The organism is Succinimonas amylolytica DSM 2873 (assembly GCF_000378405.1).
Taxonomy (GTDB): Bacteria; Pseudomonadota; Gammaproteobacteria; order Enterobacterales; family Succinivibrionaceae; genus Succinimonas; species Succinimonas amylolytica.
The window spans coordinates 231637-243245 of the sequence record NZ_KB899638.1; the positions used below are offsets into that span (position 1 = coordinate 231637).

Consider the following 11609-nt stretch of genomic DNA (forward strand, 5'->3'; position numbering starts at 1 on the left):
GCCGAGAGAGCTATTCGTGACTTTGCAGTGCTGAGACATTCAATGCCCAGCGGATTTGGCTCTATTGAGGGAGCTAAGTCTACGGCTGTGTTTTCATCATTTCACGAAACCTGCAAAATCCATGGAGTTGATCTGGAAGATTACCTTGAATTTCTGTTCAGATATATGGGTATTCACAGAGACGAACTGAAAGATGAATCGCTGTCTGATGAAAGAAGAAATGCTATTCTTGAGCAGGCAATGCCGTGGAAATTTAAGAAGGCCTAAAGTGCTGACTTTAGACCTAATACGAACTTAATACCAATCTTCATGTCTCTGCCGCAGGACATAACTGCATCAAAATCTATATATAGTGTAGTTTCATTGTCCACGCATCTAGCGATAAGCGTGGCTCTCCTTTGCCCGCCATAACCAGTATGAAATGTATCTGTCGAGGAATTTGCGTATATTAAATTAGTATTTTCTGTAAATTCATCTTTCTTTACAAATTCCCTCCATACACCATAAGGGTTGGCGTAAACACAACCCTCTTGATTATTTAAATCACAGGCTTTTTTGAAGAAAACTTTTGCTTTTTCATTATCTTTGTCAATATTTTTGTAACGCTGGCCTAAAATAAGGCAGGCTTTACCTTCTTTAAGATTACATGCTTTTTCTACTAGCTTATTAGCTGTTATATCATCCTGTTTTACTATATCATTATCAGAAGTATAAAAAGTTGCCAAAGCCACACATCCTACCGGATTATCTAAATCGCACAATTTTTCAGCAGCCGATTTTGTCTTTAAAGTAAACTTAAGCAGAGGATCAGAATTCAAATCTAGAAACATTTTACATCCATCACCGATATCTAAATTACACGCCTTTTCAAAACTGGCTATTGCCTTTTCTTTTTGGTTATCGACTAGATATATACTTCCAGCTCCATAACAGGATACACCAATGTTCAGGCTGCATCCTTTTTCTTCAAAAACTAAAGATTTTTTAGGATTCTTTTCAATACCATCCTTCCCACTAATGTACATTACCCCCGCAGCCGCACAGGATGCTCCTGAATTTAACTCACAACCTTTTTCATGATAATGCAAAGCTTTTTTAGTATCCTTCTCTGATAGAGTTCCATCAGCATATGACTGTGCTACCATGTAACACATGTCTTTATCACCTAAATTACATGCTTTTTCCGAATATAAAAGTCCTTCTGCATTGCTTTTACTAATGCCATTTTCACCATTGATATATGTTTTTGCGAGAAACGCACAAACTGCAAGATCTCCCAAATCACAAGTTTTTTTATAATAATCAAGAGCTTTCAAATAGTCTTGTTTGACCTCTTTGCCCGCTTCATAAATATGAGCCAACTCTAAACAATCATTACGATTATTCGATTTGCAAGAATTCTCTAATTCTTGTAATTTATCGGTACAGGCATTCAACAAAACAATTCCCAGCATTGCATTTAAAATTACTTTCATTTTCATTTTTGTTCCCTATGATGTCATTATCTAAAGCAAAATAGATATTAAAATAATATAATTTGACGTACTTAAACATTAACTAAAGAAGAGAGTGGTGTGAAAAGACCAAACGTGTCATTTCCCTTAAAAAGAATGACAATTATGAATGCTTCGTTATATATTAAAACATAATATTAAAACAATTTCATAAATTATGATAAGTGTGATTACATCAAACTCCGAAGCATACGAACAAGCAAAAAGTATTACAAAACAATCTGAAACTTGACTATAATTATTTTATTTAAAACTATCAATTTATCTTTATACATGAAATTGCCCATACAATTAAAGAAGTACACAAAAATATAGTAGCGATCAGGGCATAAATGCCACTATACATTTGGTGCATAATTGATTGTGCATTTACATAAGCAAAATATGCTTCTCCAAAAGAATATAAGAAACCTAAAAGACATACTATAATAGTAACCACAATTGAAGCAATCTTCATATTCACATCTCTCCATTATAAAAATTATCAGAAAACTTCGTTTTTTACAAATAGACGCAGCATCAATAAATTTACTACCATTAATTTGCAGATTGTGATGAATTGCCGTTATCAGATGTTTTGCGGTCAATTATCTTAAGCTGTATACTTATAATAAAACAAACTAAACTTATTATTAATCGTTCATTTACCACAATCTAATTTCATTATATTACTTTCTTATAAGGAAGTAATATTCAATGTACAATTGAACATACTTTCTCTTTACCATACTATAAAAACGATACCTACGTTAGTAAAAAAACTCAGAATTGATACTTCTATCAAAAGTATCACCCTGATAAACCGTCCAGGCTCCAGACAGATCACGATTTTGAAATATGACTGAAAAAGAAAAAGAGCGATAATCAGATGAAGCGATTATCATGAATTTATAGTTATATACATGACATGATATTTGCTTTTATGACACAAATTGCTTCAATAATGAATGAATTTAGGGATTATCTTCTAAACGAGAGGTGTTTATGTGAGACCTCTAGCACACTGTATTGTCATTATGTCTTTGAATTTTTGAAGTCTCTTCCTGACATGATTAACTGCACATCTTTTACGGACAGCAATGTTAAAAGCTATATTGAGCAAAAGTCCCGCATATCGTCAGGAGCTACAATTTACGTGATACTTTCCATCTTGTTGGTGTTCTCCAAATTCCTGTTCCATGAAGGTTTGAGAGATAGCTACCTTAACATTGTTTATCGACCAAAATACCGTATCCCCAAAAAAAGCTACATTCCTGTGGATAGTATACTTACGCTAATCAATTCTCCAAACGAATCTACTGCATCAGGACTGAAGGAAAAAGCTATTTTACATTTGCTCTATGCAACAGGAATGAGGGTATCTGAACTTTGTAATATCAAATATAGCGATATTAACCTGCTAGACAAAACAATTCGAGTGCAGGGAAAAGGACAGAAAGAAAGGCTTACGATTTTTGATTCTTCTACAGAAGAACTGATAAAAAGGTATATTGCTATAACGCCAAGAAATAGCTGCTATTTATTTCACAACGTGGAAACAGGCAAAAGGATAACTCCTTTCCAGGTTGCAAGGATAGTCAAAATACATGCCATGAAGAACAAATTGCATATCACTCCGCATATTATCCGCCACTGTTTTGCATCGCATATGTACGAACAAGGAGCACCATTGCAGACTATTCAGCGATTTCTTGGCCATTCATCACCTCAAACAACTGATATTTATATACAAGTGAGTTCACACTTTTTGATAGAACAATACAGGAAGGCAATGGGAAATAAAAAGAGAAAAGAGACTACTGTAAACGACTTCAAAAAAAAACATACAAATACAAAATTATAGGGAGTAAATACTATTTTGTGTAAACTGTGATTTAGATCTTAAAAAACTAACTTCACCATGCTCTCTCTTGCAAGTGGCCTTCTTGTTTCTACATATGGAAAATCATTCTACTGCTGAACTTTTTTGATCTCTCCATATTGGTGTAACCTGAGTTAACCCGCTTAACCCGCCATTGTTAAAGTTCAGATCAAAGTTTGCTGCACAGCACATTCTCTCACAAAGATCTTGTATTAGATGCTATTTTGTATTACAATTCTCGTTAAGATGAAAGCAAGGGGTGATTCAATTGCAATTTAGCTGGGACACAAACAAAGAGCAAAAAAACATCAAGAAGCACGGTGTTAAATTCAGTACAGCAGTTTCTGTGTTTTATGATGAGCATAGAATGATACGCTATGATTCCTATAATTCATTGTTGGAAGAAGATAGATATAAAGTTGTCGGTCTAACAAAAGAGCAGTTGATCATATTAAGTGTTGCTTATACAGTTCGTTCGGGGTGTTATAGAATTATATCGGCAAGACGTGCAACCAAAAAAGAGGAGAAGGAGTATTATGATAATTACTAAGGATTTTGATCTTAACAAGCCGTTTGAATACACGGAAGAAGATATTGCTATGCTGAAAGCACTTAAGGACAGACCTGTTGTTCCAGATGAGGAAAATCCTGAGCTTACTGATGAAGAACTACGAGAAATGGTTGAAGATAGAAGAATTCGTTTGGCTCTTCAGAGAAAGCAGGTTGTTTCTGTTCGTTTGTCTAATAGAGCATTGGAGAAAGCCAAGTCTTTTGGCAAAGGTTATACTTCGGTTCTGAGTCAAATTTTAGAGAGAGTATTAACTGACACTTCTATACTGAAGCAGCTCGTGTAATGAGATCTCCCAATGAGTAAAACCGCCGGAGAGATCCAGCGGTTTTTTTGTTTAAAACAAACAGCAGATTACAGCTTGAAATAATACGTTTGTCCATATGGCTGTCCGTCTATAAGCACATCAATATATTTGTAAGTATCAGTGCATCCTTCAGGAATAGGATGGCATCCAGTGCTGCCGCAATTAGGAACGCACACACGGTCCTTAACGAAGGAAGCATCAGTTAAGCCATACTCTAAACAAGTTTGTTTTTTTTGCGGCCCGTATTGCGTGTAAACCGTCTCTTCCTTGTAGCTGGTGCATTCCTGATGTGCAGGAATCAAGGCCGCATCGTTGTAATTGTAAGAAAATTCAGAATTGTTAAGTCCCTTCAGTGAAAGTCCTTTTATTGTGAAATTTTTAACGCACGAGCCAAAAGTCGGCAACGGGAAATGGCCATGTCTCAAGCGACGCAGCATTTCTTTGTGCGGTGCTCTGCACTCGTCCCCGGGGAACCCGGCAGGTAGACACATCCAAATAGCACAGCCCGAATCATAGCTCTGATCTGTATTTGCCAGGGCGTTTTTCTGTTCCTGATTCAGTCTACTGGTGTCTATTTCGGGAATGTTGTCTGAAGCCAGAACGCTATTCAGCATTTCTTCAGAAATGATAACAGGAGCGGCAGAAGTCTTTTCCTGCAATTCGTTTGTGTCTGTATTAGTCAGATTGCTGTATGATTGTTCAAACTTCCGCATATCTACCGTATCCGGTATTTGTATCTCTTCTGTTGTTTCATCTGCAGGGCTCATACCTGATACAAACAATGCCAATATTGTCATAACAGTATATTTCATGAGTTTTACCTCTCTAATGTGTGAGAATAGCTGTGCATATTCTACCAAAAACAGTGTACTGCCGTCCCTATTTCTTAACATGACTAATAACTTTGATTATTGCTCTAAATGATGGTAACATCGCCCCTTGCGATATTGATCATTTAATACTTGAGGTTGTTTATGAAGAAACTTTTACTCTCCGCACTCATGATGAGCTTATGCGGTTCTGCTTTTGCTGACGTTGATTTCTCACATCTAAAGAAAGGCATTATTGATTGCGAACACTTTCAAATAGAAGGTAATAACATCAGAACAAGAGACAATCAATTAGTGCAGATCGCCCAGGATAAAATTATAAAAGCTCAGGCTTTTATGAGATTTCAAGATGCTATGCAACAAGTTATAAGATCAACATCGATTGTTGATGATAAGGGCAATAAGATGATGAATGGTTCACTTAGTATGAAATATAGTGCTATAAAAGACTCTGTAACCCAAAGTGCTTCTGATGTTCTGATAGAAGAGATAAATAATTATTGTGGTAAGTCAGTAGAGGATTTTCTACAAGGAACAAAAAGCAAAATATTAAACATTTTGGAAAATGGAAAAGGACGAAGCAGTTCCGATAAAACTTTACTTAAATACTACAATGCAGACTGATTAAAGAAATAACAGGGAAGTTTTAGTTTCCCTGTTTTTCGCCGGAAACCGAAACTGTTATCTGAGAAGATCTTTTCATACTCTTCGGACAGCACTAATGCCACCGCTTGCTGCACAAAACGATCTATAACAGTTGGTATGCCCAGAGGTCGTTTATCTCCGTTCTCCTTAGGTATGTATACCCTTTTTATAGGTTTCGGGGTGTAAGTCCCGTTTCTCACCGCTTCCGAGATTTCATTAGGGTGTTCCAATATGTAACATCTTAACTGAAGGGTTTTCATGCCATCAACGCCGGCACCGCCTTTGTTGCTGACCACCTTCCTAAGTGCTTCCGCAAGGTTCTTCCTTTCGAGTATTCTCTCAAGAGTTATCGGTTCGAAGTTTATGCTACTCATATCTCTATATCGCTCACCGTCATCATCTCACCCCTGAGGTATCCTTCACATTCCGTGCTATCTTTCCCTGCAGGTCGGCCGTCGCTTATGTCTTATGCCTTGTTTTCTGGACTCTGGCTGCGTTCCTTAAATTTTCACACTCGTTTTGTTCGGCCCTTCACGCATACTCCTCGCTACTACGGCCTCTGCTGACTTCCTGCCATTCGTTGTTACTACCCACTAATGAGCTGACAGGATCTCCTCGGGTAAGCCCTACATCTTTCCTCCCACCACTGCCACCTTTACATTCAGAGTTTCCGTCTGGCTATCGGACTTCGAGTTATTTTGCACTCTTATCCACTCTGGCTGCCTGAAGTGATTCCTGTACGTCAGTTCGGGATTTCACTATTGCTTCTTTCAGCTATTACATTACTGTAACCACCTTGCAATTCGCTAACACTTACCTCCACGGTCGTGTTCGGGACTTTCACCCTACAGATATAGAACATGCCGAGCACACAAAAATATACTTATCAAATTGATAAGTATACAAGGAAAGGATTATTCGGCACCGCGAGGTTTAGAATATCTATATTGAGTTGCATCTTTGAACATACCAACCATATACATAACATTAGATGTATTCCAGTTGCCGATTGGCTGGTTGAAGGATTTTGCTCTACAGAACATCAATAACATATCCGTTACATTCGAAGTATCCCAATTGCCGATTGGCTGATTGAAAGATTCTGCTCCCCAAAACATTACCCTCATATTCGTTACATTTGAAGTATCCCAGTTGCCAATTGGCTGATTGAAGGATTGTGCATGGGAGAACATGCCAGACATTTTGGTAACCTTCGAAGTATTCCAATTACCGATTGGCTGGTTGAAGGAATGCGCCTCAAAGAACATATTGTGCATATCTGTAACGTTTGAAACATCCCAATCGCCTATAGGCTGATTGAATGAATATGCTCCTGAGAACATCCAATTCATATCGGTAACATTGGAAGTATTCCAATTGCCAATGGGTTGATTGAAGGATCTTGCACCATTGAACATCTCCTTCATATCGGTAACGTTTGAAGTATCCCAACTGCCAATTGGCTGGTTGAAGGAATGCGCCCCAAAGAACATACCACTCATATCGGTAACGTTTGAAGTATCCCAACTGCCAATTGGCTGGTTGAAGGAATGCGCCCCAAGGAACATATCACTCATATCGGTAACGTTTGAAGTATCCCAACTGCCAATTGGCTGGTTGAAGGAATGTGCCCCATAGAACATCTTTCTCATATCGGTAACGTTTGGAGTATCATTTATGTTTACATATTCAAGTTTCTCAAATTTGTAAAAAGCGCAGGCCAAAGATGTGGCATTATCGGATAACTTGACTTCAAAATTAATCCTCCTTATTGGATTCAACTGATTAGCCCTCCAAAAGGGGTTGGATATCAGCCTCTCTTTTTCCCAATCATCATGTTTTTCATTCTTATACTGACATCTTGAAAAATCGTAATTTATAGTCAGAGAATCGATACTGTTCATTATGATTTTCCGTATGAGATCGTCAGTAATATCAGCGGTGGAATTAAGAACAGGATTCATCTTCTTATAATTCTCATACCATTTAACTGCTTCAAAAGTACCTGCTACAATCAGTGCTATCAAAGTCCCAAGAACTATAATTCTTTTGCTTGATCTATTAGCTTCAATAATTCTGGCTCCGCAATATTTGCAAAATACAGAATTATCTGCTATTTCTTTTCCGCATTTGCTACAGTACATTTAGTCACCCACTTATTTATCTCTTTATCAATTTAGCTGAATTTTTATATTTAGTTCATTATGGAGTTATATTTTTATTATATGAGAGAAGTAACCAACAAGCATCATTTTTCAAATTCCTAATGGTCAATTCTGAATACCTGCTTATCTTCATGATTATGGCTATCTAATCATAGGTCTTTGATTCATCGTCCGTTGTACTGAGTAGCATCCTTGCAACTTCATATTTCTAATCTGTTATAACTAAGGAATCGTCTCAAAATTAATTGTAATTCCTAAAGTCTCGAATAATGTAAGCATAGTCACCATTAGGTTCTATTTTTTCAATATCAACTGTTTCAATCTGTTCATCCGAGATTTTGATTGAATATTCGTATTTGTTCTCATTAACAACAAATCCTTTTTTAGTTTTTTGTGTTGCTTATATAATTCACCACAGTCTTGATATCGAGCAAAGGCTTACCTTCCCAATTCTTGGTTATATAGCAAAACAGTCTATGCTCTACCTTGTTCCATTTTGATGTTCCTAGCGGCATATGGTAAACATGAATCTCCTTGCCTATTTCTTCAGCAAGCATAGCCAGCTGGTATTTCCAAAGTCTTGGCCTCCACCCATTGCTACCGCCACTGTCACAAACAACCATAATCTTGTTTGCATCTTTGAAATTCTCTTTCCCGATATGCAGCCACCATCTGCGTATGCTTTCGACAGTAAATTCCCCTGTATCATGGTCAGTTCCCAAATTTACAAATCCCGTGTTATCGTTGACTACGTATATGCCATATGGAGCTACCTTTCCTAATTCAGGGATTGGAAAATCATGGTCTAAAACTTTCCTGCTGTCTTTTTCTTTTCTGTACTCAGCTCCGTTATTTTTGAAATTTCCTATCAATTCCTTCTTTTTTGTGTCAGTAGAAATAACAGGGTTTCCGTTCTTACAAAATTCCTCGATTGTAAGGTTGATACGTCTAAACATCTCGTCACGATCTGGATGTTCTTTACCAACCTGCATATGCTTCTGATTGACCTGCTTGCTATATCCAAGAGCTTCAAGCATTCTTCCGACAAGATCTTTTCTTGCCTTAAACCCTTGTTTCTGTAGTTCTTCAGATATATCTCTCAGAGACAGATTTGTCCAAAGCAAAATTTTCTCAGGAGAGCCGTAGGTATTGTTGCTTACAATATCTTCCACAGCTTTGGCTATGTTTGGCTGTAGAGTTGTAGCTGATTTCTTGCCTGCTCCGGGTTGCCTAACCCTGTCAGAAGTATCATCTAGGCTGTTAGCATTTATCAAAGCTCTTCCTGCTGAAACAGTTCTTGGATCAAGGCCAAAAGCTGCTCCTACAATCTTATCTCCTCCGTATCCGAATGCTTTGGATATGCAACCACTGACTAATCTCCTTTGCTTTTCATTCAGAATTTTGGATGACAGTTCACCAACATCATTAATAATCCTACTGACTTTATCTTCTGCTTCTGACATCATCCACTCCTATGTACACATCATCAACATAGTATAGGGAAAATATCATTCATAAGAATTACATTTTATTTTGAGACATCTCCTTGGGTGATATAATCCCACTCGTAACAGTCTAAATGTTAAACGATCGTAAAAGTTGACCACCTAAACGAATTAAAGTTGACCACCTATAAATTATGAAACAAATAGATAATGGAGTGGTCATGAGAAGATCTAAAAAACATAAAATGTCGGAATATCTTATAAAAGAAAATGGGTATTCCAGAATGTTTGATTCAATATTTCAAAATCAGATCCATGAACTTTCTAAACAAGGAAAGTCTATCAGGGATATAGCCAGAAAATTGGGAATTTCAAGGCAATCTGTTCGTAAATACATGAATGGTATTCAACAACCAAAGGTACATGTGCAGGACAGTTTTAATAACTATTTGAAGATCAACAGAGAAACAATTAAAGAGCTGTTTTTCGAGATGAATGGACACTGTGTACCTCTGCTGAGAAAACTTAAGGAATCGTATGATGGCAGTGCGAATTTACGAGGGTTACAGATTTTCTGCAAACAGTTCAGAAAGGAACTGAAGAATCGTGGCGAATCAATCCCCTGCCGCTATGAAACCCAACCTGGTGATCACCTGCAGATAGATTTTGGAGAACAGGATGTGATGATAGGCGGGAGTAATATCAGGATTCACTTTTTTGTTAGTGTTCTCGGTTATTCGAGAAGAATTTACGTAAAGGCGTTTACGGCAGAAAATACTGAAGCATGGCTTAATGGTATTGAGAATGCTTTTAGACATTTTGGAGGAGTTCCTCTGGCAATAGTCTCAGATAATACAAAATGTCTGGTTACAGTACATAACGGCAGTGAGCTCAAATTTAATGAAAGGTATACGGCATTCTGCCATTATTGGAATGTTAAGCCTGTCGCGTGTACGCCATATAAACCCCGCTCTAAAGGTAAATGTGAACGTATGGTAAGGTATTTCAAGGAAAATGCACTACCAGGCAGAAACTTTGATTCTCTTGAGGACTTACAGAAGTGGATAGATTTATGGTTGGTGAAATACTCAGACGTAAGGAAACTTTCACTGGTTCATACCACCGGCATACAAGCTGAAACTCCGGCAGAAAGATTCACACAAAAGGAACGATCTGAACTTAGGACTGTTGACAGGGTATTTTTTACAAACATACGCGAGGAAACCAGAAAGGCAGACAAGTGTGGCCTTATCCGCGTCGAGAACAGATTGTATAAACTACCGGAGCAGTACTCCAATCAAAGCGTATTTATTCAGATAACAGACACAGAAATCATCTTCCACGATGCTGATAATAAAGTTATCAGAATAGATAAGGCCACTTCCTTTTATACTGCAAAATTACAGGAAAAATCAACCATTAAAATTTTTAATGACGTTAGTCCCGATTATGAAACGTGGGGGCAGAACAGCCTGTCACGTTCACTCGATGAGTATGCAAAGGTTACTGGGGGATCATGGTAATGGCATCTGACAACAATCTTATTGCTATGGCTGACAGGCTGAATTTGACTTTCTGCAGAGATCACATTGAGGAAATTATCAGTGAAACTACAAACAGCAGAATGAATCCCAGAGAAATATTGCAGTTTGTCTTTAGTCGTGAAATTAGTCGTCGAGAGGAAAACAGAATAAGGATTGGGATTATGGCAGCCCACTTCCCTCGCAAATGCACTCTTGAGGAGTTTGACTTCTCGGTGCAGCCTTGTATCGATACGGCTGTCATCAGAGAACTTAAAACGCTGTCCTGGGCTGGCAGTGGCTCTAATATTCTCTTTCTTGGACCTCCAGGAGTAGGCAAAACACACCTGGCCATAGGATTCGGTCTGCTAGCCGTAAAACAAGGATACTCAGTACTTTTTAAAACGGCAGAAGCTCTTATCAAAGAACTCTCCGAAGCCCATGAAATGGGAAAGCTTGAACAAAAAATGCAGAAACTTGCAAAGGTTAAAGTCCTCATCATTGATGAATTAGGATACTGTCCCTTCAGTGCAAATGGCTCACATCTTTTGTTTCAGCTGATAAGCAGAAGATATGAATCCAAAAGTACTGTTATAACCAGCAACAGACCTGTCAGTGATTGGGGACTGATACTTGGTGATACAACTGCCGCCACTGCTATTTTAGACAGACTGCTTCATCATTGTAGTGTGCTTACAATCAATGGCGACAGTTACAGATTGCTCGCTGCCAAGAAGGCAAATTTATTGGCAAA

General features: G+C 37.8%; 12 protein-coding genes. 7 read left to right on the plus strand and 5 right to left on the minus strand.

Translation table 11 applies throughout. The features are described from left to right. Window positions 1-267: hypothetical protein (locus F557_RS20105; protein WP_019002797.1), on the plus strand; the 267-nt coding region annotated here is incomplete at its 5' end. Here the strand turns inward: F557_RS20105 and F557_RS0113730 are convergent. Further along, window positions 264-1481, minus strand: a complete 1218-nt coding sequence (locus F557_RS0113730; RefSeq protein ID WP_019002798.1) for a tetratricopeptide repeat protein — start codon at window positions 1479-1481, stop codon at window positions 264-266. The genes F557_RS20105 and F557_RS0113730 overlap by 4 nt on opposite strands. Window positions 1482-2649: 1168 nt before the next feature. Here F557_RS0113730 and F557_RS21440 point away from each other — a divergent pair. The 3 genes from F557_RS21440 (at window position 2650) to F557_RS0113745 (ending at window position 4229) form a co-directional block, all read left to right on the plus strand. After that, a complete protein-coding gene (locus tag F557_RS21440) occupies window positions 2650-3357 on the plus strand; it encodes a tyrosine-type recombinase/integrase (protein ID WP_019002799.1) in 708 nt (235 codons plus the stop codon). Window positions 3358-3634: 277 nt separating this feature from the next. Further along, window positions 3635-3925, plus strand: coding sequence for a BrnT family toxin (locus F557_RS0113740; protein WP_026297923.1), 291 nt, complete (start codon window positions 3635-3637; stop codon window positions 3923-3925). After that, on the plus strand, window positions 3912-4229 hold the full coding sequence (locus F557_RS0113745; protein WP_019002723.1) for a BrnA antitoxin family protein: 318 nt from the start codon (window positions 3912-3914) through the stop codon (window positions 4227-4229). The genes F557_RS0113740 and F557_RS0113745 overlap by 14 nt, the downstream gene beginning before the upstream one ends. 68 nt (window positions 4230-4297) lie before the next feature. Here F557_RS0113745 and F557_RS0113750 read toward each other — a convergent pair whose 3' ends face one another. Beyond that, entirely contained in the window at window positions 4298-5062 is a 765-nt protein-coding gene (locus F557_RS0113750) for a hypothetical protein (RefSeq protein ID WP_157617900.1), read from the minus strand. Between the two features lie 162 nt (window positions 5063-5224). Between F557_RS0113750 and F557_RS0113755 the strand changes: the two genes are divergently transcribed. Continuing rightward, window positions 5225-5704, plus strand: a complete 480-nt coding sequence (locus tag F557_RS0113755) for a hypothetical protein (protein ID WP_019002801.1) — start codon at window positions 5225-5227, stop codon at window positions 5702-5704. On the opposite strand, the gene F557_RS20115 is transcribed toward F557_RS0113755, so the two are convergent. From F557_RS20115 to F557_RS20120, 3 genes are all read right to left on the minus strand, one after another. Further along, window positions 5689-6099, minus strand: a complete 411-nt coding sequence (locus F557_RS20115; protein ID WP_019002802.1) for a reverse transcriptase family protein — start codon at window positions 6097-6099, stop codon at window positions 5689-5691. The genes F557_RS0113755 and F557_RS20115 overlap by 16 nt on opposite strands. Window positions 6100-6639: 540 nt before the next feature. Then, window positions 6640-7869, minus strand: a complete 1230-nt coding sequence (locus F557_RS0113765) for a BspA family leucine-rich repeat surface protein (RefSeq protein ID WP_019002803.1) — start codon at window positions 7867-7869, stop codon at window positions 6640-6642. A gap of 404 nt (window positions 7870-8273) precedes the next feature. Continuing rightward, window positions 8274-9353 carry an ISAzo13 family transposase gene (locus F557_RS20120; protein WP_019002804.1) on the minus strand — a complete coding sequence of 360 codons (1080 nt, stop codon included), beginning with the start codon at window positions 9351-9353 and terminating at the stop codon, window positions 8274-8276. A gap of 203 nt (window positions 9354-9556) precedes the next feature. On the opposite strand from F557_RS20120, the gene istA reads away from it, so the two are divergent. Both istA and istB read left to right on the plus strand, forming a co-directional pair. Beyond that, window positions 9557-10858 carry an IS21 family transposase gene (gene istA / locus F557_RS0113775; protein ID WP_245539418.1) on the plus strand — a complete coding sequence of 434 codons (1302 nt, stop codon included), beginning with the start codon at window positions 9557-9559 and terminating at the stop codon, window positions 10856-10858. Window positions 10859-10884: 26 nt separating this feature from the next. After that, window positions 10885-11609: IS21-like element helper ATPase IstB (gene istB / locus F557_RS20125; RefSeq protein WP_245539419.1), on the plus strand; the 725-nt coding region annotated here is incomplete at its 3' end.

Coding starts and splice junctions, on each gene's coding strand:
- F557_RS0113730 (WP_019002798.1), bottom strand. CDS start 1,481: ATGAAAATGAAAGTAATTTTAAATGCAATGCTGGGAATTGTTTTGTTG.
- F557_RS20120 (WP_019002804.1), bottom strand. CDS start 9,353: ATGTCAGAAGCAGAAGATAAAGTCAGTAGGATTATTAATGATGTTGGT.
- F557_RS20115 (WP_019002802.1), bottom strand. CDS start 6,099: ATGAGTAGCATAAACTTCGAACCGATAACTCTTGAGAGAATACTCGAA.
- F557_RS0113750 (WP_157617900.1), bottom strand. CDS start 5,062: ATGAAATATACTGTTATGACAATATTGGCATTGTTTGTATCAGGTATG.
- F557_RS0113755 (WP_019002801.1), top strand. CDS start 5,225: ATGAAGAAACTTTTACTCTCCGCACTCATGATGAGCTTATGCGGTTCT.
- istA (WP_245539418.1), top strand. CDS start 9,557: ATGAGAAGATCTAAAAAACATAAAATGTCGGAATATCTTATAAAAGAA.
- F557_RS0113745 (WP_019002723.1), top strand. CDS start 3,912: ATGATAATTACTAAGGATTTTGATCTTAACAAGCCGTTTGAATACACG.
- F557_RS0113765 (WP_019002803.1), bottom strand. CDS start 7,869: ATGTACTGTAGCAAATGCGGAAAAGAAATAGCAGATAATTCTGTATTT.